General features: G+C 66.1%; 25 protein-coding genes. 8 read left to right on the top strand and 17 right to left on the bottom strand.

Features of this window, described 5'->3' with window-relative positions; genetic code table 11:
• Positions 1-113: 113 nt before the first annotated feature.
• Genes K4G53_RS08310 through K4G53_RS08295 form a run of 4 tightly spaced genes read right to left on the bottom strand, consistent with a single transcriptional unit; the run spans position 114 to position 3,661 of the window.
• The gene (locus tag K4G53_RS08310) at positions 114-569 is read right to left on the bottom strand and encodes a MaoC family dehydratase (protein ID WP_221385240.1); all 456 of its coding nucleotides are present in this window, start codon (positions 567-569) and stop codon (positions 114-116) included.
• A 44-nt stretch (positions 570-613) separates the two neighbouring features.
• On the bottom strand, positions 614-1,822 hold the full coding sequence (locus tag K4G53_RS08305) for an acyl-CoA dehydrogenase family protein (RefSeq protein WP_374226157.1): 1,209 nt from the start codon (positions 1,820-1,822) through the stop codon (positions 614-616).
• Positions 1,823-1,829: 7 nt separating this feature from the next.
• Positions 1,830-2,720 (bottom strand): amidohydrolase family protein, encoded by an 891-nt coding sequence (locus K4G53_RS08300; protein WP_221385238.1) that lies wholly within the window; start codon positions 2,718-2,720, stop codon positions 1,830-1,832.
• Between the two features lie 2 nt (positions 2,721-2,722).
• A complete protein-coding gene (locus K4G53_RS08295) occupies positions 2,723-3,661 on the bottom strand; it encodes an SDR family NAD(P)-dependent oxidoreductase (RefSeq protein WP_221385237.1) in 939 nt (312 codons plus the stop codon).
• A 134-nt stretch (positions 3,662-3,795) separates the two neighbouring features.
• Here K4G53_RS08295 and K4G53_RS08290 point away from each other — a divergent pair, with 134 nt between their 5' ends.
• Together K4G53_RS08290 and K4G53_RS08285 are read left to right on the top strand one after the other, a co-directional pair.
• Positions 3,796-4,263 (top strand): MarR family winged helix-turn-helix transcriptional regulator, encoded by a 468-nt coding sequence (locus tag K4G53_RS08290; RefSeq protein ID WP_221385236.1) that lies wholly within the window; start codon positions 3,796-3,798, stop codon positions 4,261-4,263.
• Positions 4,264-4,342: 79 nt separating this feature from the next.
• Positions 4,343-5,458: a permease gene (locus K4G53_RS08285; protein WP_221385235.1), complete on the top strand. Its 1,116-nt coding sequence runs from the start codon at positions 4,343-4,345 to the stop codon at positions 5,456-5,458.
• Positions 5,459-5,462: 4 nt separating this feature from the next.
• Here K4G53_RS08285 and K4G53_RS08280 read toward each other — a convergent pair whose 3' ends face one another.
• The 6 genes from K4G53_RS08280 to K4G53_RS08255 form a co-directional block, all read right to left on the bottom strand.
• Positions 5,463-6,473: a sugar kinase gene (locus tag K4G53_RS08280; protein ID WP_260323440.1), complete on the bottom strand. Its 1,011-nt coding sequence runs from the start codon at positions 6,471-6,473 to the stop codon at positions 5,463-5,465.
• Positions 6,470-7,147 carry a bifunctional 4-hydroxy-2-oxoglutarate aldolase/2-dehydro-3-deoxy-phosphogluconate aldolase gene (locus K4G53_RS08275; protein ID WP_260323439.1) on the bottom strand — a complete coding sequence of 226 codons (678 nt, stop codon included), beginning with the start codon at positions 7,145-7,147 and terminating at the stop codon, positions 6,470-6,472. Before K4G53_RS08275 ends, K4G53_RS08280 begins: the two co-directional genes overlap by 4 nt.
• Before the next feature lie 5 nt (positions 7,148-7,152).
• Positions 7,153-8,301, bottom strand: a complete 1,149-nt coding sequence (gene dgoD / locus K4G53_RS08270; RefSeq protein WP_221385233.1) for a galactonate dehydratase — start codon at positions 8,299-8,301, stop codon at positions 7,153-7,155.
• A gap of 9 nt (positions 8,302-8,310) precedes the next feature.
• Positions 8,311-9,192 (bottom strand): carbohydrate ABC transporter permease, encoded by an 882-nt coding sequence (locus K4G53_RS08265; RefSeq protein WP_221385232.1) that lies wholly within the window; start codon positions 9,190-9,192, stop codon positions 8,311-8,313.
• Positions 9,189-10,142 (bottom strand): carbohydrate ABC transporter permease, encoded by a 954-nt coding sequence (locus K4G53_RS08260; protein WP_260323438.1) that lies wholly within the window; start codon positions 10,140-10,142, stop codon positions 9,189-9,191. The genes K4G53_RS08265 and K4G53_RS08260 overlap by 4 nt, the downstream gene beginning before the upstream one ends.
• A gap of 97 nt (positions 10,143-10,239) precedes the next feature.
• Positions 10,240-11,538 carry an ABC transporter substrate-binding protein gene (locus K4G53_RS08255; protein WP_221385231.1) on the bottom strand — a complete coding sequence of 433 codons (1,299 nt, stop codon included), beginning with the start codon at positions 11,536-11,538 and terminating at the stop codon, positions 10,240-10,242.
• A 136-nt stretch (positions 11,539-11,674) separates the two neighbouring features.
• Here K4G53_RS08255 and K4G53_RS08250 point away from each other — a divergent pair, with 136 nt between their 5' ends.
• The 3 genes from K4G53_RS08250 to K4G53_RS08240 all read left to right on the top strand — a co-directional run bounded on the left by K4G53_RS08250 (position 11,675) and on the right by K4G53_RS08240 (position 13,808).
• Positions 11,675-12,451, top strand: coding sequence for a FadR/GntR family transcriptional regulator (locus K4G53_RS08250; protein ID WP_221385230.1), 777 nt, complete (start codon positions 11,675-11,677; stop codon positions 12,449-12,451).
• A gap of 100 nt (positions 12,452-12,551) precedes the next feature.
• Positions 12,552-13,367: a GDSL-type esterase/lipase family protein gene (locus tag K4G53_RS08245; RefSeq protein ID WP_221385229.1), complete on the top strand. Its 816-nt coding sequence runs from the start codon at positions 12,552-12,554 to the stop codon at positions 13,365-13,367.
• A 231-nt stretch (positions 13,368-13,598) separates the two neighbouring features.
• A complete protein-coding gene (locus K4G53_RS08240) occupies positions 13,599-13,808 on the top strand; it encodes a hypothetical protein (protein WP_221385228.1) in 210 nt (69 codons plus the stop codon).
• An 18-nt stretch (positions 13,809-13,826) separates the two neighbouring features.
• Here the strand turns inward: K4G53_RS08240 and K4G53_RS08235 are convergent, their stop codons facing one another.
• Entirely contained in the window at positions 13,827-14,291 is a 465-nt protein-coding gene (locus K4G53_RS08235) for a phage tail protein (RefSeq protein WP_221385227.1), read from the bottom strand.
• Positions 14,292-14,400: 109 nt separating this feature from the next.
• Between K4G53_RS08235 and K4G53_RS08230 the strand changes: the two genes are divergently transcribed.
• The gene (locus tag K4G53_RS08230; RefSeq protein WP_221385226.1) at positions 14,401-14,790 is read left to right on the top strand and encodes a hypothetical protein; all 390 of its coding nucleotides are present in this window, start codon (positions 14,401-14,403) and stop codon (positions 14,788-14,790) included.
• Positions 14,791-14,926: 136 nt separating this feature from the next.
• Here K4G53_RS08230 and K4G53_RS08225 read toward each other — a convergent pair whose 3' ends face one another.
• Both K4G53_RS08225 and K4G53_RS08220 read right to left on the bottom strand, forming a co-directional pair.
• Positions 14,927-15,364, bottom strand: coding sequence for a universal stress protein (locus tag K4G53_RS08225; RefSeq protein ID WP_221385225.1), 438 nt, complete (start codon positions 15,362-15,364; stop codon positions 14,927-14,929).
• A gap of 96 nt (positions 15,365-15,460) precedes the next feature.
• A complete protein-coding gene (locus K4G53_RS08220) occupies positions 15,461-15,745 on the bottom strand; it encodes a hypothetical protein (RefSeq protein WP_221385224.1) in 285 nt (94 codons plus the stop codon).
• 203 nt (positions 15,746-15,948) lie between these two features.
• On the opposite strand from K4G53_RS08220, the gene K4G53_RS08215 reads away from it, so the two are divergent.
• On the top strand, positions 15,949-16,239 hold the full coding sequence (locus K4G53_RS08215; RefSeq protein ID WP_221385223.1) for a hypothetical protein: 291 nt from the start codon (positions 15,949-15,951) through the stop codon (positions 16,237-16,239).
• Here K4G53_RS08215 and K4G53_RS08210 read toward each other — a convergent pair.
• The 4 genes from K4G53_RS08210 to K4G53_RS08195 all read right to left on the bottom strand — a co-directional run bounded on the left by K4G53_RS08210 (position 16,224) and on the right by K4G53_RS08195 (position 21,065).
• The gene (locus tag K4G53_RS08210; protein WP_221385222.1) at positions 16,224-16,973 is read right to left on the bottom strand and encodes a GAF and ANTAR domain-containing protein; all 750 of its coding nucleotides are present in this window, start codon (positions 16,971-16,973) and stop codon (positions 16,224-16,226) included. The genes K4G53_RS08215 and K4G53_RS08210 overlap by 16 nt on opposite strands.
• Positions 16,974-17,441: 468 nt before the next feature.
• Complete coding sequence (locus K4G53_RS08205) at positions 17,442-17,882, bottom strand: SRPBCC family protein (protein ID WP_221385221.1); 441 nt, start codon at positions 17,880-17,882, stop codon at positions 17,442-17,444.
• Positions 17,883-17,977: 95 nt separating this feature from the next.
• Positions 17,978-19,618, bottom strand: a complete 1,641-nt coding sequence (locus K4G53_RS08200; RefSeq protein WP_221385220.1) for an amidohydrolase — start codon at positions 19,616-19,618, stop codon at positions 17,978-17,980.
• Positions 19,608-21,065, bottom strand: a complete 1,458-nt coding sequence (locus K4G53_RS08195; RefSeq protein WP_221385219.1) for an APC family permease — start codon at positions 21,063-21,065, stop codon at positions 19,608-19,610. The genes K4G53_RS08200 and K4G53_RS08195 overlap by 11 nt, the downstream gene beginning before the upstream one ends.
• A 155-nt stretch (positions 21,066-21,220) precedes the next feature.
• Here K4G53_RS08195 and K4G53_RS08190 point away from each other — a divergent pair, with 155 nt between their 5' ends.
• Positions 21,221-21,829, top strand: a complete 609-nt coding sequence (locus tag K4G53_RS08190) for a TetR/AcrR family transcriptional regulator (RefSeq protein WP_221385218.1) — start codon at positions 21,221-21,223, stop codon at positions 21,827-21,829.
• Positions 21,830-21,836 lie beyond the last annotated feature (7 nt).

The following is a 21,836-nucleotide window of genomic DNA, read 5'->3' as shown; positions in this document are numbered from 1 at the left end:
TGTTCCTAGGGACGGAGGGAATGGGATGGAGGAATGGGGTTTTTGGGGTTGCCTGTAGAAGCCGTCTGCGTGAAACGGCCTGCTTGAAGGGTTTGGTTGTTTAAGGGGCAGGCCTACTTGTAGAAGCGGGCCAGGAATTCGGCCACGACGGCCGGGCGTTCCTGGCCTTCGATTTCGATCGTGGCGTTGACCTTGATCTGGGCGCCGCCCTTGACCTCGGTGACGTCGGCGATGGTGGCCTGCATGCGCACCTTGGAACCCACCGTCACTGGGGAGGTGAAGCGGACCTTGTCCAGGCCGTAGTTGACCTTGGTGGTGACGCCCTCGACGTCGAACAGCTCGCCCCAGAACGGGATGATCAGGGAGAGGGTAAGGAAGCCGTGGGCGATGGGGGCACCGAAAGGGCCGTCCTTGGCGCGTTCGGGATCGGTGTGGATCCACTGGTGGTCGTCCGTGGCGTCGGCAAAGAGATTGATCTGTTCCTGGGTGATCTGGCGGTAGTCGGTGGTGCCGAGATCCTTCCCGGACAGGGTGAGCAGGGTGTCGAAATCGACGACGAGATTGGGCATCGTTGCCTCCTGGTTGCAGTTGGTTTGGGTAATGGGGTTGTGGCTTAGCGGGTAAAGGCGCTTTCGCCGGTGAGGGCCCGGCCGATGATGAGGGCGTTGATGTCGTGCGTGCCCTCGTAGGAGTAGACGGCTTCGGCGTCGGCATGGAAGCGGGCTACGTCGGCGGCGAGGGTAATGCCGTTGCCGCCCACCACTTCGCGGGCCAGGGCCACGGTGTCGCGCATGAAGAGGGAGGTCTGCATCTTGGCCAGGGCTGAGTCCTGGTCCCGGTAGATGCCCTTGGCCTGCTGATCGGTGAGGCGGACCACCAGGGACAGGCTGGCGGTGACGTTCCCCAGCATGCGGGCCAGTTTTTCCTGGACCAGCTGGAAGGAACCGAGGGTACGTCCGAACTGCCGGCGCTCGTTGACGTAGGCGAGCGCCGCTTCGAACGCGCCAGCCGCGATACCGGTGGCGATCCAGGCCACGTCCGAGCGCATGGCCCGAAGCATCGCGGCAACATCCTTGAAGGAGTTCACGTTCTGCAGTCGCATGGCCTCAGGGACGCGGACGCCCGCCAGGGTGATGTGGGCGTTCTGCATCATCCGCAGCGAGGTCTTCCCTTGGATCTTCTCCAGGGTCACGCCCTCCGCGGTCCGGTCCACCAGGAAGGCCTTGACCTGTCCGTCAGCGGTGTCCCGGGCGAACACTGCCAGCACGTCCGCAGTGGCGGCGCCGCCGATCCAGCGCTTGGCACCGTCCAGGATCCAGCTTCCGTCGGCGTCACGCCTGGCGGTGGTGGCCAAGCCGCCGGCAATGTCCGAGCCATGCTCCGGCTCCGTCAGCGAGAACACGCCTTTGAGGGAGAAGTCGATGACCTTGGGCATCCACTCGGCCTGTTGTTGCGGGGAGGCTCCCACCCGGATGGCGGTGCGGAACAGGCCGGCCTGGGCGGTGTACCAGGTGGCCAGTGACGCATCCGTGCGGGCCAGTTCGAAGATCCGGAAGCCGTGGTAGATCCCGCGGGCCGGGGCGTCCTCAGTTAGTCCGGCAGGTTCCATCAGGTCCAGGTCGACCAGCGGCCTGGCCAGCTGCTCCGGGAATTCGCCCCGCTCCCAGTACTCGGCCAGCAGCGGCCTGGCCTGGGTGTCGAGGAAGTTCCGCAGCCGGGCCAGGACCTGGCGCTCGCCGTCGGTGAGCAGGGACTCTGCGTCGTACCAGTCCGGCGTGCCGTAAAGCCTGGAACCCAAGGCGCGTTCCGCCGTCGTCGTCATCCCCATCTCAGGCCCCCAGCCCCAGCAGCCGCACGGCGTTGTCCTTGAGGATCTTGGGCCGGACCTCGTCCTTCAGCGGCAGGTCCGCGAAAGCTCCGAGCCATTTCTGCGGCGTGATCAGCGGGAAGTCGGTGCCAAACAGCACCTTGTCCTGCAGGTAGGAGTTGGCCCCCTTCACCAGGGATTCCGGGAAGTACTTGGGTGACCAGCCGGAGAGGTCGATGAAGACGTTGGCCTTGTGGGTGGCAATGGAGTTCGCCTCGTCCTGCCACGGCACCGAGGGGTGGGCCATGATGATCTGCAGGCCCGGGAAGTCCGCGGCCACGGCGTCCAGCAGCAGCGGGTTGGAGTAGGCGAGCTTGATGCCATACCCGCCGGGAAGGCCCGCGCCCATGCCGTTCTGGCCGGTGTGGAAGATGGCGGGCAGGCCCAGTTCCTGGAGCGTCTCCCACAACGGGTAGAAGCGTTCGTTGGACGGGTCGAAGCCCTGCAGGGAGGGGTGGAACTTGAAGCCGCGGGCACCGAGCTCGGTGGCCTGGTGCTTGGCGCCGGCAATGGCGTCCTCGCCGGTTCGCGGGTCGACGCTGCCGAACGGGATCAGCACGTCATTGTTCCGGGCAGCCCCGGCAATGAGCTCCGGGATGCTGTTGGGCTCGTGCCTGAGCTGGGTGCGGGCGTCCACGGTGAAGACGACGGCGGCCATGTTCAGTTCGCGGTAGATGTCCGCGATCCGGTCCAGGGAGGGGGTGCGGTCCTCGGCCTTGAAGTACTTGGCCGAGGCCTCGGTCAACTCCTCCGGCAGGGAACCGTGCCCGCAGCTGTCCACTTCGAGGTGGACGTGCATGTCGACGGCGTCGAGCTTGGCCGGGTCGATGGCCAGTTCGTAACGGTCGGCCATGGTCAGCGCGCCTCGGCGGGCTCGGGCTGGAGGTCTGCGGGCAGGGGCAGGAATTCCTCCCCGTAGCTTTGCAGCGTGTCCGCGGTGAAGAGCCGGCCGGCGTTGTCCAACAGCGCCTCGTAGCTCCAGCCGCCCTCGCGGTATTCGGTGGCGGTGGCCTCCGGGTGGGTCCAGACCTGCAGGCGGTCACCGCCGGCACCGATGGCCTGGCCGGTGATGTTGGCTGCCTCGTCAGAGGCGAGGAAGGCAACCAGCCCCGCGACGTCGTCGGCTGTTCCAAAGCCGAGGTCGTGCCGGAAGAAGGACGGCATGGCCTCGCCGCGCTCCTCTGCTTCCACTGCCTTCTGGAAGTACGGCACGGTCTTGGTCATCGCGGTTGCCGCGACGGGGATGACGCTGTTGACCGTCACGCCGGCCTTCTTCATTTCCAGCGCCCAGGTGCGGACCATGCCCACGATGCCGGCCTTGGCGGCGGCATAGTTGGTCTGCCCGAAGTTGCCGCGCTGCCCCGTGGGGGAACCGATGGTGATGATCCGGCCCTGGATGTTGTTTTCCTTGAAGTAGGCGAAGGCCTCGCGGACGCAGGTGAAGGTGCCCTTCAGGTGGACGTTGATCACCAGGTCGAAGTCCTCGTCCGTCATCTTCAGCAGGGACTTGTCGCGGAGGATGCCGGCATTGGTGACCAGGATGTCCAGCCGGCCGAACGTGTCCACGGCCCCTGCCACCAAGGCCTTGGCTGCGTCAGTGGTGCCTACCGGAACCACGACGGCGGTGGCCCGGCCGCCGTCCGCCTCGATCTGGGCGACGGCCTGCGCAGCGGTCTCCGCATTTACGTCGTTGATGACGACGGCGGCGCCCTGGCGTGCGAGTTCCCTCGCGTAGGCGAGGCCCAGGCCCTGCCCGCTTCCGGTGACGATAGCAACCTTGCCGTTCAAGCTCATAGCCTGCTCCTTCGCATGCGCCGGCCGAAGCCGTTGGGATGGTTTCACTTGGGTGTGAGATCCTTGTTGAAATCAATGAAATTACGGATCATTGAAAAAGTCAACGATTGTTTTTTACCAGTACCGGAGTTGTGATGGCCACCTTGGGCACAGACGTTCAGACCCCGCGCCTTGCGGCAGCCAGGATCGGCAACGATGTGGGCCTGCTGCTGGCCAAGCTGCACGCCGCGGGCTCGCTGCTGAACAACAAGGCCCTTGCCGACTTCGGCCTGCGGGAGCGTTCCTTCTCCGTCTTGACGCTGGCATGCAGCGGGCTGGAGCCGACGCAGCGGGAGCTGGCGGATTTCCTCAGCCTGGACCCCAGCCAGGTGGTCACGCTGGTGGATGACCTGGAGCGCCGCGGCCTCGTGGAGCGGGCGCAGGGAAAGCAGGACCGGCGGGCCAAGATCATCGTCTCCACCGCCGAGGGGCGGAAGATGCACACCAAGGCCCGCGCCGCGCTGGACGCAGCGGAGCTGGACCAGCTAACCGCATTGTCCGGGGAGGAGTCGCAGGAATTAAAGCGGCTGCTCCGCAAGGCACTGTGGGGCGCGGCGGAGTAAGCCCCAGCCGCTGTGGTCTGATCATTGGGGACAGGGCCGGCTGCCGCCGGGCCCGACGAGGAAAGGTCCAGGGACGCGCATGAAGGACACTGCCATCGGCATCGGGCCCCAAGGCAACGACCGGCTGAACCCGAAGCCCGTCGCGGAGCCGGCGCGAGGCCGGCGGCGCGGGCTGCTCCTGGGGACGCTCGCCACTGCCGGGATAGCCATCGCTGCCCTCGCCTGGGCCAAGTGGTACCCCTATGCCCTCAAAATCCCGGCCGTGGCCGACAGCCACTCATTGGGAAGCTCTGTCCTGTCCGGCAAGGCGGGTGCGCCGCCCTCCCCGTCGTGGAATGCGGCCGTTGAATACGCACTCGCCTACGCCGCGTCAATTTGGCAGGCACTTGTGGCGGGCCTGCTCGTTGCCGCGGCGGTAGAGGCATTTCTTCCCGCCCGCCGGCTGCTCGCACTGTTCCAGGCGAGGCGTGGCTTGTTGGCGGGCACGGCCTGTGGCGGGCTCCTGTCAATGGCGTCGATGATGTGCACATGCTGCGCGGCCCCTGTTGCCCTGAACGTCCGCCGCAGAGGGGTTCCGGTCAGCTCCGCGCTCGCGTACTGGCTCGGCAACCCGGGACTCAATCCGGCAGCACTGGCCTTCATGGCCTTCGTGCTCCCCTGGCAGTTCGTCGCCGTCCGCGTCGGCACCGGCGTGATCCTTGTCTTCGGCGTCACGCTGCTCGTGAGCCGCCTGGCGAAAGGATCCAGCGTCGCCGATCCGCAGGACGATCCCGTCGAAACCGGGACTGCGGCCGGTGCCGTGCGCAGGTTCGCCAAGGCCCTCATGCGGTTGGCAACGCGCCTCCTGCCGGAGTACGCCGTCGTGGTGATGCTCCTTGGCGGCTTCCGTGGCTGGCTGTTCCCCGGGGCCGGCGCGCTCGCGTCGTGGGGCGTGCCCGCAGCCGTCCTGCTGGCCGTCGCCGGAACCCTGTTCGTGATCCCGACTGCCGCAGAGATCCCCATCATCGGCGCCCTGATGGCCGCCGGGGTTGGAATGGGCCCTTTGGGAGCCCTGGTGCTGACCCTGCCGGCCCTAAGCCTGCCCTCTATGCTGATGGTCCGTGGGGCCTTCCCCGGGCGGGTGATCGTAGCCACGGGGTTCGCCGTCATGGGCATGGGCCTGGTGGGCGCGCTCGCCATGACGGCACTGACCTGACGGGTCAGCGCTGGGTGCTGCCCGGGGCCTGGTCGAGCAGCGCAAGTTCGTCGGGGCGGGGCAAGCCTTCCCAGTCGCCGCGCGTACTGACGGCGAACGCGCCGGCGAGGACGCCCAGCTTCAGGCGGCCTGCCACATCCTCGCCGTCGAGCAGGGCGGAGAGGTAGCCGGCGGTGAACGCGTCGCCTGCTCCGATGGTGTCCACGCACGTTACGGCAATGGCCGGCGCTTCAAGACAGCCGTCCGCCGTATAGACTGCCGCGCCCGCAGCGCCGCGTTTCACCACCACTTCACGGACTCCGGCGTCCAGCAGCATCGCGGCGGCGCAGGCCTCACCGGCAGGCTGCCCTGCCGCCACGTTCCCATCCCGGGGCGGGGCAACCAGGTCGAGTTCGTCGTCGGACGCAATGACGATGGTGGCATGGCGCGCCAATGGGGCGAGGACGGCCCGCGCCTGGTCGCGGGACCATAGCTTGCTGCGGTAGTTCACGTCGAGGGAGACCACCGTTCCGCCAGCGGAAGCACGTTCGGCGGCGTATTCCACCGCGTCCCGCGCCTCGGGGCTGAGGGCGGGGGTGATGCCGGTCAGGTGCAGGATCCGGGCGCCGCCATCGAGGGCTGCAGCCACCTGGTCCCGCGAGACGGTGGCACCGGCCGAGCCGGCCCGGTAATAAAAGGCCCTGCTGAGGTCGGCGGTGCGCTGTTCCAGGAACATCACGCCCGTGCTCCGCTCCGGATGCACAGTGTGGTGCAGCCGGACGCCCTCGCCGCGCAACTGCTTCACGATGAACTCGCCGTGCGGATCCGCGCCGATGGACCCGACCCAGGCTGACGAATGGCCAAGGCGCACAACGCCGATGGCCACATTCGATTCAGCCCCGGCCACCTGCATATTCAGGGTTCCGCCGTTTGCCAGCGGGCCAGCGGAGCGGAGCGAGACCATCGACTCACCGACGGTCAGCAGGTCCACCTGGTGCGGGGCCCCATTGCGACCGGCCGCGCCCCCAGCGGTCATGCCTGGTTACCGGTCCGTGCTGCAAATTCGGCGGCGAGGCCGAGGAAGCGCCGCGCACGGTCCCGCATGTCCGCGAGGTCGCCGCCGGAGGCCGCATTGCCGAACAGTGGACCGCCGAGTCCAACGGCAATGGCGCCGGCTTCCCAGTAGCCGGTGGCTTCGTCGAGCCCCACGCCGCCCACGGCGATGAACGGGATGTCCGGGAACGGGTCCCGGACAGCCTTCAAATAGCGGGGCCCGCCGATGGACGCGGGGAAAAGCTTGATGGCGGTGGCGCCGCGTTCCATCGCCTCGTAAGCCTCGCTGGGAGTGAGCGCACCGGCCAGGACCGGGATCCCGCCACTGGCCGCCTCGCTGATCGAGGGGGCCAGGGAGGGGGTGACGATGAACTGGCCGCCAGCGGCGGTGACGTGTTCGACGTCGGCCTGGCTGAGGACGGTGCCCGCCCCCACAAGGCAGCCGTCGGGGGCAGCCGCGCGGACCTCGCGGATCGCCTCCAGCGCGTTGGGCGTGGTGAGCGCGATCTCCACGTACTGGAAACCTTCCTCCATCGCTGCCAGCGCCGCCTTGGCGGCAGCATCGCCGTCGTTCCCGCGGACGATACCGACAAGCCGCGCGTGCCGGATGCCGGCCAGCAGGCCGGCGGAGGTAACAGCTGATTCCTGGGATGTCATGGGGTTCACCATTCTGCGAAGGATCCGTCGGGGTGGCGCCACACGGGCCCGCGCCAGGCGTGGCCGCGTTTGTCCGCTGCCCGGACCACGGCCTCGTCGATTTCGATGCCCAGCCCGGGGCCCGTGAGCCGTTCGATGTGTCCGTCCACGAACTTGAACGGCGCCTTGTCCACCACGTAGTCGAGGACTTCGGCGCCCTGGTTGTAGTGGATGCCGATGCTTTGTTCCTGGATGAGGAAGTTGGGCGTGGCGAACCCGACCTGGAGGCAGGCGGCCAGCGCCAATGGCCCCAGGGGACAGTGCGGCGCCAGCTGGACGTCGTAGACCTCGGCCAGCGCGGCGATCTTGCGGACCTCGGTGATGCCGCCGGCGTGGGAGAGGTCCGGCTGCGCCACTGCTATGCCGGCCTGCAGCGCCGGCAGGAACTCCTGCCGGTTGTAGAGCCGTTCCCCGGTGGACACGGGCGTGGTGGTGGAGGACGTGAATTCCCGCAGCAGGTGCGTGTTTTCCGGAACCACCGGTTCTTCGAGGAAGAAGGGCCGGAACGGTTCCAGCAGGGGTGCCACCCGCCTGGCGCTGGCCAGGCTGAAGCGGCCGTGGAAGTCGACGGCGACGTCCCGGTGGTCGCCCAGGACCTGGCGCGCCGCGGCAACACGGCGGATGACGCCGTCGATCTCCGCCACCGACGCCACGGCGCTCATCCGGCCGCTGGCGTTCATTTTGACGGCGGTGAGCCCCACCTCAAGTTGCGCGCTGATCTGGTCTGCCACCTCATTGGGCTCGTCTCCGCCCACCCAGCCGTACATGCGGATCCGGTCGCGGACGTGGCCGCCCAGGAGCTGGTGCACCGGGGTGTCGAAGTGCTTGCCCGCGATGTCCCACAGGGCCTGGTCGAGGCCGGAGACGGCACTGGCCAGGATGGGTCCGCCCCGGTAGAAGGAGCCCTTGGTCATGACCTGCCAGTGGTCTTCGATCCGGAGGGGGTCCTTGCCGATGAGCAGTTCCGAGAGTTGTCCGACGGCGGCGCGCACCGTCTCGCTGCGGCCTTCGCAAGTGGCCTCGCCCCATCCGACGATTCCGCTTTCGGTCTCGACCCGGACGAAGAGCCAGCGGGGCGGGACAAGGAATGTTTCGATCCGGCTGATGACTGTCACGCGGCGGTCCTAACCCTTGGTGGCGCCGGCGGTCAGGCCGGAAACGATGTACTTCTGCGTGAAGAGCGCGATGATCATGATGGGGATGGTGACCACCGTTGCCGCCGCCATCAGGCCGCCCCAGTCAATGCTGGCGTAGGACACGAAGTCGAAGATGGCCACCGGCAGGGTCTTGGTTTTGGCTCCGGACAGCACCAGCGCGAACATGAAGTTGTTCCACGAGAAAATGAAGGACAGGATGCCGGCGGTCGCGATGCCGGACACGGCCAGCGGCAGCGTTATCAGCCGGAAGGCACCGATCGGCGTGAGCCCGTCCACCTCTGCCGATTCTTCAAGTTCCAGCGGCAGTGAGTCGAAGTAGCTCATCATGATGTACACGATCAGCGGGAGGGCGACGAACATGTGGCTGAGGATCAGCACCTCGAACTTGCCCACCATCCGCAGGTTGGAGAAGACGTAGTACCAGGGCACCAGGAGCGAAACTCCGGGGATGACGCGCGCCATCAGCACCACCAGCGCGGAGCGGTGCATGGTGAAGCGGCTCATGGCATACGCGGCTGGCACCCCGAGGATGATCGACAGGACCGTGGAGACGAACGCCACCCAGAAGCTGTTGAAGATGAAGACGAAGTAGTTGTTGCGCTGCAGCACGTTGGCGTAGTTCTCGAAGGTGGGCGGGAACAGGAAGGCTTTGGCGGTGTCGTAAATGTCCACGTTGGTCTTCAGCGAGGCCAGGAGCATCCAAAACAGCGGTGCCAGCAGGAACAGCACCACAACGATGAGGGCAACCACCCGGAACACCTTGTACGCCCGGGAGGCCAGCGGCTTCCGCCGCCGTGCGGGACGGTTGCCGGCTGCAGTGGAAGGGGTGTTTTCATTCAGCACGGTCATTTGCTTGCCGCTTTCTTGCGCATGGTGAGCAGCCACATGGAGCCGATGATGATCATGAAGAAGAGGATCAGCACCGCGGAGGAGAGCCCGTACTGGTTGTAGTCGAAGCTCAGCCCGTACGCATAGACGTTCAGCGTCTCCACCTCGTGGAAGGAACCGCCGCCCTTGCCCTTTGTGGCGTACAGGATGTCGAAGGTTTTCAACGCGTCGATGCCCCGGAGCAGGATGGCGACGATCACGGTGGGCATCATGAGGGGCAGGGTGATGTAGAAGAACCGCTGGAAGGCGTTGGCACCGTCCACACGGGCCGCTTCGTCCGGTTCGTCGGACAGTGAGGTCAGGCCGGCGAGCAGGATCAGGACCACCATGGGGGTCCACTGCCATACGTCCATGAAGATGGTGGTGCCCAGGGCGGTGTCCTGGCCGGACAGCCACGGCTGGGGCGGGATGCCCACCATGCCCAGGAGCTGGTTGACGAAGCCGATGTTGGGATCGAAGATCAACCGCCACATCATGCCGACTGCAACGGGGGTGGCTACCAGGGGCAGCAGGATGGCCACGCGGACCCACTTTTCGCCGCGGAAGGGGCGCCAGAGCAGCAGGGCGATGCCCATGCCGAGCACCACCTCGAACGCCAGGGCCAGGCCGGTGAAGGAGAGGGTGCGGCCCACGGCGGGCCAGAACCGGTCCGTGTCAGTCAGCACGGTCAGGTAGTTCTGCAGGCCGATGAACTCGGTGGCGGCCCTGACGGAGCCCTGGGAGTCGGTGAGGCTCAGGTACAGGGTCCAGGCCAGCGGGAAGACGATCAGGACGCCGACGAAGATCATGGCCGGTGCCGCAAAAAGCCACTTCCGGTGCCGGTTGGCCCAGGCGGAGAAGTTTCCTCCTGCGCCGGCGGGGCCGCGGGCGCTGCGGGGCTGCGCGCTGCGGGGAGGGTTCAGTACAGACATGGTTCACCTAAGGAGTTTGGGGGGTGAAGCGGGGCCGCGCCGGGACGGTTTTTGGGCCGTCCCGGCGGGCTGGTGTGGCACTTTCGGCGCCTGCGTCCTACTTCTTTTCGCTGTCCAGGAACGTCTGGAAGGCGGTCTGCGCGTCGTTGGCCGCGGCGGCCGGGTCCGCGCCGGTGATGGTGGCGACGATCGGGGCGCCCACGATCTCGCGGGCCTTGCCTACCGTGACAACCTCGGGGCGGTCATGGCCCACGCCGTTCTTGGCGCTCGCGGCGATCGCGTCGGCCAGGTCCTTCGGGTAGGTGGAGGTTCCCTCCGGGTTCGACCAGACTGACGCCCGCGGCCCGGGAACGCCGGCCTTCTGGGCTGCCAGGGTGCGTTCCTTGCTGGTTGCCCACTGGATGAACTTCCAGGCGTTGTCCTGGTTGCTGGAGTTCTGGTTCACGCCCAGCGCCCAGGACGGGATGTTGTACGGCTTCGAACCGGCGGGCCCGGCAGGAAGCGCCGCGAACCCGACCTTGTCGGAAACCTTGGACTTGGCGGGGTCGGTGGCGTTCTTGTAGAGCGAATCGGCCTCGGTGTAGAAGGCGGCGCCGCCCTGGGTGAAGATGGCCATTGCCTCCGGCCAGCTCATGTCCGTGCTGACGTTGGCCGGGCCGTAGTTGCGGATCAGGCCGCCGTAGTAGGCGTAGGCCTTCTTGGCAGCGTCGGAGTTGACCGCGGCCTTGCCGCTGGAGTCAACGAAGTCCCCGCCAAAGCTGTACAGGAAGCTGGAGAACTGGGTGACCGCCGCGGACTTGCCGGTGCGGGCCACGAAGCCCGCGGTGTCCGGGTTGGATGCCTTGATGGCCTTGGCCGCCGACTCAAGTTCTTCCATGGTCTTGGGAACCTGGAGCCCTGCTGCCTGAAGCAGGTCCTTGCGGTAGTACAGGACTTCGCGCTCGGTGATGATCGGGACGCCAACCACCTTGCTGTCAACGGTGGTGGCCTTGACCGGCCCTTCCTGGTAGTCCTTCCAGTCCCACCCCGAGTCGGAAGAGACGTTCTTGGTCAGGTCCGCCAGGTAGCCATTCTTGGCGAACGCCTTGCCCTCCTGGAGCGGGCGGTACATCATCACGTCGATCTCGTCGCTGCCGGCGTTGAGCTTGACGTTGTACTGGTCCGAGAGCTGGTCTTCGCCCAGCTGGGTCAGTTCGACCTTCAGGCCGCTCGATTTTTCGAATTCCGGAATGGCAGCCTTGATGCCTTCCGTCCAGACGTGGTTGGCAAGGGTGACGCGGACGGTGCCGGATTCCTTGGCCTGGTCGCTGCCACCTCCGCCGCCGCTGCAGGCGGTCAGCCCCAACGACATCGCCGCGGCAACTGCCGCGTACTTCACAATTGAACGCCGCTTCATTACGACTCCCTTGCATTAGGGCCCGCAGATCCGCGGACCGGCCGCAAACGCCTCTTTACGTCTGCTCTGTTAGGCGAGCATAAACAAATAAGGCAGACATATACAAGAGCCGGGCCTGAACCCATATGCTTTATCCATGACGATCCCAAAGGCGGCGTTCTCTCCCGACCTGCATTCATCGCTGGTCGAAAACCTGGGACTCGCCATTGCCGAGGGAACGCTGGCGCCGAATTCGATCCTGCGGCTGGACGAGCTGGAGGCCCAGCACAAAGTGTCCCGCTCCGTGATCCGGGAGGCCACCCGCGTCCTGGCATCCATGGGCATGCTGGAGTCCCGCCGCCGGCTTGGAACAGTCGTTCAACCGGAGGCCAGCTGGAACCTCTACGACCCGCAGGTGATCCGCTGGCGGCTGGCGTCGGCCAAGCGGCTGGACCAGTTGCGTGCCTTGAACGAACTGCGCGGTGCCATCGAGCCGCAGGCTGCCCGCCTCGCGGCCGAACGCGCCACCCTGGACGAGGCCAGCAACCTTGTCTCCATGGCCGCGCGGCTGTGGGCAGCAGGGCAGCGGGGGGACCAGCCTGAATTCCTCCGCCTGGATATCGAGTTCCATGCCGCGGTCCTCAACGCCTCCGGCAACCTGATGTTCTCCCAGTTGCACAACCTCGTGGCCGAGGTGCTGGCCGGGCGGACCCAGCACGGACTGATGCCGCACCTGCCCGACCACGAGGCACTGCAGCTGCACGTGGACGTAGCAAGCGCCATCCAGCGCGGTGATGCCGGGGCAGCCCACGCCGCAATGAGCAGGATCGTGGAGCAGTCCACCGAGGAAATGGGCGACATCTGGTCCAGCAACCACCCCGCCGGCGGTGACAGCCCCGAAGACGGCGGCCCAGCAGTGGCCGCAGCGCCCTGAGGAATCTGAGCTTTCTCCCGCCTCCGGGTGTACCTTGTGGACACAGATCTTTTCGTGGATGCCAGCCCCTTGTCGTGCGGGCCCACGCCGGGAGGTTCACATGCGCAAGGTTGCAAAGTGCCTGCTTATTCTGCTGTTCTTTGTCTTTGCCCTTGCGGGCGCGCAACCCGCTGCGGCGGCCAGCTACCCCAAAAGCATGGCGGCGCTCGGTGACTCGATTTCCCGGGCCGCAGACGCCTGTTGCTGGTACGGCGACCATCCCGCCCAGTCCTGGTCTACCGGAGCCGGCGCCTACGACGGAATCCAGAGCCACTACGAACAGCTGCTCTCCCTGAAGCCGGCCATCAAGGGAAACAACTTCAATGACGCAAAGAGCGGCGCCAAAGCCGGGGACCTGCCCAGCCAGGTGGAAACAGCTGCGTCGCAGGGAGCCGAATATGTCAGCATCCTGGTCGGCGCCAACGATGTCTGCACGTCCTCGGCGTCGACGATGACACCGGTGGCAGACTTCACGGCCTACATTGACCAGTCGCTGGCGAGGCTGCACCAGATGAGTCCGCGGCCGCGCGTGTTCGTGAGCAGCATCCCGGACATTTACCAGCTGTGGAACGTGCTGCACACCAACTCCGTGGCGCAGTGGGTATGGTCGAGCGCAAACATTTGCCAGTCCATGCTGTCCGCTTCCATTACCGAGGAACAGCGGCAGTTGGTGGTGCAGCGGGAAGAAGCCTTCAATGTGGCGCTTGAGGAAACTTGCGCCAAGTACGCGCAGATCTGCCGCTGGGACAAGCGCGCCGTCTACGACTATTCCTTCTCCGCCAGCGATGTCAGCCTCCTGGATTACTTCCACCCCAGCTTGAAGGGCCAGGCCACCCTGGCCGGCATCACGTGGCGCGCCTCCTATTGGGGCTCGTAAGAAGGCGTTCCCTAGCGGTGTGGTCCAGGGGGTATCCCCCTGCAAATACCTACTCCCTGCGCGGTGGAAATGGGGTAGGCGCCACCCTTACGGCGGCTTCGCGGCGGGCGTACTCTGGCGCCTGCAAGCGCAAAATGGGCGCTGTTGCAGCGCACTCACGGCTCGCTGGGCAGCTGATTTCCACCGCCGGACCGGGGCGGTCCTGTAATTATGCCTTTAGCAGGAGACATCATGTTCGATCTCAGTCTGGCGCTCTTTGCTGCCGCCTTGACCACGTTTCTGCCGGCGGGGACACCCGTGGAACCAACAGCCGGGGGCCCCGACTCCCTCACCACCTACGTCGATTGTCCGCTCGAACGCATCGGCGCCCAGCTTGTCCGCTGTGACAACCTCACGGGTGCCGGTGCGGCTGCGCCATATTGGATTCCCGAGCAGAAGTAGGGCGGGGGCCGGTCGCAGTCAGTACTCGCCTTTGATCACAAAGTAGGAGCCCCGGATGGTGCCCGCGAGCTTGGACTTTTGGCGGGCGAATTTGAAACTGCCGGCCAGTTCCTCCGGGATGTCCATGCCGTCGGAAAGCTTGAACCCGACCGCCCGTTTGCCGCCGTCGTCCAGGCCGTACATGACGTTGACCGACAGGCCGGACTCGTAAAACACGTATGCCATCCGCAGTCCGTCCACCTCAAAGGAGGACACCTCAAGGGGCCTGGAGGAGATGACAATGTTGCGCTCTGCGGAAAGGATGTGGCTGATGTAGTCGAGCGTCGCCGGATCGTCCTGCGCCGGCGTGACAGTGAAATCGTGGTCGTACTTGTTTTTGTAGTAACGGGCCTCGTTGGCCCGCAGCCCGGCCAGCGCGCCCGCAACCGGTGAGGATTCCAAACCAGCGGTGGACACGTTCTTGAAATCCACGGTGTACGGCATAAGTCCTCCTGGGATGGTCTTGGGCACACATCCTTGCAGATTCGCGGCGGGAAGCGCACCCGGAAAAGGGCACGGTCAGCCGATTACCTTCAAGAACCAAGGAGACGGAATGGCAAATTTCATCGCGTACCTGGATACCTCCGAGGTCCGTCCGGGCAAACTGGCGGAACTCAAGGAAGCCATGGCAGGGCTGGAGGAGTTTGTCGAACAGAACGAGCCACAGATCCTGTCGTACTGCGTCTATTTCTCAGAGGATGGATCCACCATGAAGGTCCTGCACCTTCACACCGACCTTGCCTCGTTGGAGCTGCACCTGAAGGTGGCGGGGGCTAAGTTCCCTCCGGTTGCCCCGCTGATCACCATGAAGGCCATCGAAGTATTCGGGCGGCCTACCGAAGACCTCCTGGCCCAGCTCCGGGCGAAGGCCCAGCTCCTCGGGACCGGGCCGGTCATCGTCCACGAGGTTCACGCTGGCTTCGCCCGCTTCCTCGCGGCCTGAACGGCCACGAGTCCTGGGCGGACTTGAGGTTGCCCGACGTCCGGGTTGACGGACGCCGTCCCGGGCGGCCGTGATCGCCACCGCCCCACATGCTGATCGGCAGATGCTACGCCTACGCGCTGGCCTACGCGCTGGCCTAATCGGCGCGGGGTTCGCGGAACACCAGCACGGGGCAGTGCGCCAGGTGGATTGTCTGGTGGGACACCGAGCCAAGCAGCATCCCGGTAAATCCGCCGTGGCCGCGCGATCCCACGGCTACCAGGTCAGCGTCCTTGGAGGCGTCCACCAGCGCGGCGGCCGGATTGCCCTCCACCACCCGGCCGGTCACGTTCCCGCCCTGGTCCTTCACGCGGGCAAGCTCCGTTTCGAGGATGGCCTGGGCGTCCTTCTCGAAGATCTCGTAGTCCCAGGCTGTGCCAAGGGCGTCGCTGATATAGGGGAAGCTCCATGCCGTCAGCGCCAGGACCTCGCCGCCGCGCAGCCTGGACTCCGCGATGGCCCAGTCCATTGCCGCGCGGGACTGGTCCGAACCGTCCACCCCCACCACTATCCTGAAGCGCCCGCTACCAGCCATGATTCTCCTCTTCCCGCTCCCTGGATACCGGCAACTTGGGTCCGGGCAACTTGGGTCCGGATAACGTGGGTCCGGGCACGTTGGGTCCAGGCAAAGTCAGGCCTTGCCCGCCGCACTACCCTGCGCCGGCACCGCTACGGTGGAGTGTTCTGCCTTGGCGGCCTGGTGCGGGTTTCCGGCCTCCCGCGCGCAGTGCAGGCAGCAGTAGATGCCGGCTTCGCTGTCAATCGGATGTCCCAGGATCCGGCAACCGCAGTGCTCGCAGGCCGGCGCCATCATGTGGATGGCACATTCGAAACTGTCGAACGTGCCGGTCTGGCTGCCCATGGTGACGGTGAACATCCGCCCCTCGCTGCTGCCGCAGACATCGCATGCGCCCATGCTCATTTCCTCCTGATTCCTGTTGCTCCAGACACTCAGGTTGGCCCCTTCCCTTGGTTCCTGCTAGGGGCAAAGGTCCTCAGGCGTTACCGGCCCGGGGTACCGGAGGCAGGCCCGATAAAAATCTTCGACCGGCACCCATCCCCCGTGTCTCCTGCTCCGAATCCGCCGTAAGGAATCTGGACCCAACGCAGGAGGGGACAATGGACGAGGCAGACCAGCAGGCCCTGACGGGTGCTGTCATCAAGGAACACCACCTGGACCTGGGCCAGCTGTGGCTGGAGTTCGTCTCGCTGGGCGGCGACGCTTCCGAGCGCGTTATCAGGGACTACTGCGCGGGTGAAACCAGACTCCCGCCCAGGGAGCGTGATGCCCTCGCACAGGCCGTCAATGAATACTGCGCCACGGAAGGCCTGCCGCTTCGTGTGCCGTTCAGCGACTCAGTGCTGTCCCGGCTGCACCCCGAAGGGCCGGACTCCTACTCGTCGAAATAGGTGGAAACGCCTTCTGCCCCGGCCACGGAGGACACCACCGCGGCGGCAACATCTCGGAGTTTCATGTTCCTTGCGTTGGATGCCTTGCGAAGCAGCGTGAAGGCATCGGATTGACTGCACCGGTTCTGCGCCATGATGGCCCCCGTAGCCAGGTCGATCACGGTGCGTGTCTGCATGGCCGCGGTGAGGCCGTCCCTGGTCTCCTCCAGTTTCACCATGCGCAAAGCGAGCGTCAGCCCCTTGGCTGCCTGCAGGACGAATGCCTCGGCCTGGGCCACCACTTCGGCGTTGTATGCCTGGGCCTGCCCGCTGTAGAGGCTCAACACCCCGTCCGCGCCCTCAAGATCCACGGGAATACTGAGGACGGACATGCAGCCCAGTCCCACAACGGCGTGCGCGTATTCGGCCCACCGCCGGTCCTGCCGGGCGTCCCCTATCAGCACGGTGCCGCCGGTCCGCATCGCGGTGGTTCCCGGGCCGTCCCCGTACTTACGCTCCAGTTGGCTGAGCGCGCGGGCGCAGGGAGTGCTGGCGGCCGTTGTTGCCGGGTGTTTGGGCCGGAGCACGGTCATTGCGCACAGCAGTTGCCGGTCCTCGCTGCCCAGCCTGGCTGCCGCGTAGGGAGCCAATTCCTGAAGGCACGCCTCCACTGCGGGATTTTTTAGGAAAGAATCCTGCAGGCGCCGGGCAACATCGGCAAAGAGATCGTCATGCGGGGCTTCGGCGTTGAGCAAGGGTCTCCCTCCGGCGGGTTTGTGACAGGCCACAGCATCATGGCCGCCCACTGCCGAACGGTGATGCCAGCCTACCCGCGTTGAAGCCGCAACCTGACACCATGACGGTCCCCTTCACGCTCCTCGTTCGGCCCCGCGGCAGCCCAAAACCCCGGGTCCCCGGCACCCCCGGGCACAAGTCACGCGGGTGGAGGGAGGACGGCGGCGGGCTCGCCGTTGCGGCGGGCGCCCTGATGGTGTCCACCAGCTACCGCCGGGGCGCTTTGGGGTTCCGGCACCTGGCGGGGCCCGGCACCCGCCGGGAATGCCGGCGTCGGAAAGCCTCTTCGCCCGCGCCACCATCCAAAGCGGGACCGCCGAACGGCGCCGCTGGCCGGAGGACTCGGCGCGCAGCACTGGATCGTATGCCCAACCCACCCGGGCTGCGGGACGACCCGCGGCGGGAGACCTGCGGGTTCTTCGCCGCCGTCAGCCGGCTGCCAACGCGTTAAGGGTGTTGCGGATCCCCTTCAGGGCGGGGTCCCGCAGCGACATGAACGCAGGCTTCAGGAGGGGCTGGATGATCCTGGCGGGGCCTTTGATGCTGAACTCGGCCGTGTACTTCACCACCGAGCCGGTCCCGTTCGGGCTGACATCCACGGAGTCGAAGGCGGTCACACTCTTGTTCTCGCCCCGCAGTTTGAGGTGGTTTTCGGTCAGTTCAATGACCTCGTATTCCAGGGATTGCCGCTTTCCCCGGAACTCTGACTCCGCGTGGTACCGGTGGCCCACCGCCACCGGCCCCGGCGTGAGCTTGTCCATCACCGGAGTGTTGGGATCCCACTTGCTCGTGTTCTCGAACTGGCTCAGGAAGGCAAAGGCCTTCTCGGCGGACAGGTTGGTTTCCACACTTCCGGTGACTGTGATCATCACCCCAGTGTAGGAACGGGGCCGGCGGAAGCCCAGCCCCGGGCACCGGCCCGCACGGGGCCCATTGCCGGGGGCCGGGCCGCGTCCGGCGCCGTCTACCGGTCTGCGCCCACAGAGAGATGGTGCGGCTGGCCGTCCACGATCGTAGCGAGCACGCGCGCCGACGCCAGGTCATCCGGCGCCGCCGACAACGGGTCAACGTCGAAGATGGTGAAGTCCGCGCGTTTGCCGACGGTTACCGATCCCGAGACCGCCCACTCCCCCGCAGCCTTTGCGGCGTGCGAGGTGTACCCCTCCAGCGCCTGCAGCGCGGTAAGGGCCTGCCGCGGCACAATGGGCTGCTCGTCCGGGTGGCCCGACCTTCGCCGTAACTGGGCGTCGGCGAGGATCGGGAGGGGCTCAAACGGGGCCACGGGCCAGTCCGAGCCGAGCGCCAGCGTGGCGCCAGCGGATCGGAGGTCGGCGCACCGCCAGCCCCGGTCCGCCCGTTCCTTCCCCAGCCGTGTTGACCAGTTGTCGGTCTGGTCCGCCCTGGAGTAGTGGGTGCAGTGGCTGGGCTGCATGCTGGCAATCAGGCCCGAGCGGGCGAACCTGTTGATGAGTTGGTCCGGGACCGTTTCGATGTGCTCGATGCGGTGTGGTGCCGGCGGCACGTCCACGGGAAGAGCCTCGAAGGCCCCCAGCACGGCCGCCACCCCCGCGTCCCCGATGGCGTGCGTCGCGGTGGGGATACCGCGGCCGGCAAAGAACCGGATGGCCCGGGCGTACTCCTCCGGACGTGGCCAAAATGGCGTGGTGGACTGCCCGTGGCTGTCCGGTTCGAAGAGCCAGGCGGTGCCGTTGTCCACTGTGCCGTCCACGAACAGCTTGATTCCGGCGATTTCCCACCGCTGGCCCCGCATGGTTCCCACCTGCCCTGCAAGCAGCTCCCAGCTGGCCTCGTCGCTGCCCGGCATGCACCAGGGCGAGATGCGCACGCGCAGCGGCAGGCCCTCCCCGGCATTATCGTTTTCGAGGGATGCCAGGAGGTCAAGGGTCCCCTCTCCGCAGTCCATGACATGGATACCGGTCAGTCCTGCCCGGGAGAACCCGGTCAGGACCTCACCCAGCCGCAGCTTCCGGTCCTCGAAACTCTCGGCGGGCATGTGCGCCAGGACCAGGTCGAGTGCGGCGGCCTCGAGCAGGAGCCCGGTGGGCCTGCCGTTGCCGTCGCAGACCACTTCCGCGGCCTGGTCGAAGGCGTGCGGACCGCTGATTCCGGCGATGTCCAGCGCCCTGCTGCTGGCCAGTGCCGAATGCGCGTCGAACAGCCGGATCAGGGCAGGCCTGCCGGCGACGACGTCGTCAATCAGCTCGCGGTGGGGCGGTACCGAGCCGAAGGCGTTGGGGTCCAGGCCCCACGCGCGGACCCAGTCCCCTGCGGGAGTTGCGTCCGCTTCTGCCCGCAGCAGCGCCCGGATGGCTGCGAGGTCGGTAATGCCGGAGAGGTTGCAGCCCCTGGTCATGTCGAGGCCCATGACAGGGTGGACATGGCAGTCCACCAGCCCCGGGGTCAGCACGGCGTCCCCGAATTCGAGGACTTCCTCCGCCCGCCCCCAGGATGCCGCCTCCTTCCGGGTTCCAATGGCGTGGATGCGGCCGTTCCGAACAGCAACGGCTTCCGGTGCCGGATGGCTGCCGGACCCTGCATCCATGGTGTGCACCGTGCCGGCAAGGATGATCAGGTCAGGATTCATGTGTTTCAAAGCTTCCAATTCGGTCGAAAGTGTCGGGGCGGCGGCGCCGCACCCAGAGGGCGGCCAGCAGGCCGCCGGCGAACACCACCGGCGTGACAAGGATCAGGATGGTGTTGGTCAGGGTGTCGGCGGCAGTGAGGAGCTCGATGTTGAGCGCGATGAGGAGGACGACGCCGAAGAGCAGGATGGCCGAGGCAAGGCTGAGCGGGGCCATCAGTTTGTTGGCGGCAGCTTGGGGGTTCCGGCGCAGGTAGAGGAACGCGGCCACGGAAACCAGGCCCTGGAGGCCCACGATGCCGAAGATGCCCGGCGTGTTCACCCAGATCAGGAGCTGCTGGTACGGGTCGGCGTTGAGTATGGCGCAGATAGCGATCACGGCGGCTGCCAGCAGGGTCTGCAGCTGCCCGGCGCGGTGCGGAGACCGGAACCGGTGGTGGGTGCGGCCGAGGAAGGCCGGCAGGACCCCGTCCTTCGCGAGCATGTAGACGTAGCGGTTGATGGCGTTGTGGAAGGCCAGCTGTGACGCGTAAACGCTGGTGACGATCAGCACATACATGGCGGTCTCGGCCCAGGGGCCCACATAGTGGCCGATCGTTTGGAAGAACATGCCACCGGACAGTTCGCCGGCGGCTTCCACCACTTGGTCGTCACCAAAGGCCTGGATGACCGCCCAGACAATGAATGCATAGAAGACGGACATGAAGCCCACTGCGATGTACATGGCCCGCGGGACGGACTTGTCGGGGTTGCGGGCTTCGGAGCGGTAGAGCACGGTGGACTCGAAGCCCATGAAGGCGGCGAAGCAGATGCCGAGGATCGCCAGGACGCCTGGCGCTAACGCCTGTTCCGGGCTGAAGGATCCCAGGCTGATGCCGTGCGCTCCTCCGCTGCCGAGGATGCCCACTCCCATGACGCCGAGGATGCCCGTCTCCGCAACAAGGAGGACGCCGAGTACCTTGGCCCCGACGTCGATCCCCCGGTACCCGAGGAACCAGACAGCTGCGACGGCGGTGAGCGCTATGGCCGGCCACGGCACCTCAAGCCCAAAAAGGACCTGCAGCATGTCGTGCGTCTGTACGGCGAACAGCCCGTAGACGCCGATCTGCAGGCAGTTGTAGGAGACGATCGCGAGGATGGCGGACGCCAGTCCCGCCGTCTTGCCCAGGGAGATCGAGATGTAGGTGTAGAAGCCGCCGGACGCTTTGACGTGGCGGGTCATTGCCATGAAGCCGATGGCGAAGAGGGTCAGGACTATGCCTGCCAGGAGGTAACCGGCCGGGGCGCCGATGCCCGCGACTCCGATTGCCACGGGGGCTACTCCCGCCATCACTGTCAGGGGTGCGGCTGCGGAGATTACCAGGAAGGCGATCCCTCCGGTTCCCAGCGCGTTGCGTTTGAGTGCACCGTCAGCGAACGGCGTCTTTTGCTTGATTTTGGTCTCGGACAAAGCTCGGTCCTTTCTTGGAAGCCCATACTAAACGAAAGGCTTTCGTTTAGTATGGAACCAAGTGGCCCAGAGCACAATAGTCTTTTGGCTGCAGGGATTTTGTGACGTGCGGCTAGGCTGGAGCCGATGTCAGAGAGCTGCAGTCAGGAGAACCGATGGGCCGCCCGCCCCTCCCGTTGATTTCCGTGGAGGCCCTCACGACGGCCGCCCTGGAGCTGGTTGATGAGAGCGGGGATTTCAGTTTTCCCAAGCTCGCCAAAAAAATAGGTGTCAGCCAGTCCTCGATCTACAACCACGTCACGGGGCGGGACGAGATCCTGGAACTGCTGAGGCACCGGATTATCACCGAGGAGCCCTATCCCCCTGTGGACCACCAGGACTGGGAAGCGGCCCTGCGGGTCCTTATCCGGGCCTACCGGGATGCCTTTGCCCGCCACCCGCGGCTGGCACCCCTGATGGTGCTGCAGTCCATCACGGACCCCGACGTCATGGGACTCTACGAAGACCTCGCCCTGGCCCTGGAAGCGGCAGGATTCCGGGGCCGGGACGTGGTGTCCGCCATTTCGACGATCGACAGCTTCGCCTTGGGCGCAGCACTGGATCTCGCCGCCCCGGAAGTTGTGTGGGATCCGCCGGCAGAGGGCTATCCCACGCTCAAACGCGCCGTCAGCAATGCAGGGCCTTCGGAGGAACGGGGCAGCCACGCCTTTGACTTCGGGCTGGACGTGATCATCGGCGGCCTGCGCGCGAAGCTGGACGGCTGAATACCGC

Source organism: Arthrobacter sp. MAHUQ-56, from assembly GCF_019710585.1.
In the GTDB taxonomy this organism is placed as follows: domain Bacteria; phylum Actinomycetota; class Actinomycetes; order Actinomycetales; family Micrococcaceae; genus Arthrobacter.
This window is presented reverse-complemented; position numbering and strand designations above follow the sequence as displayed.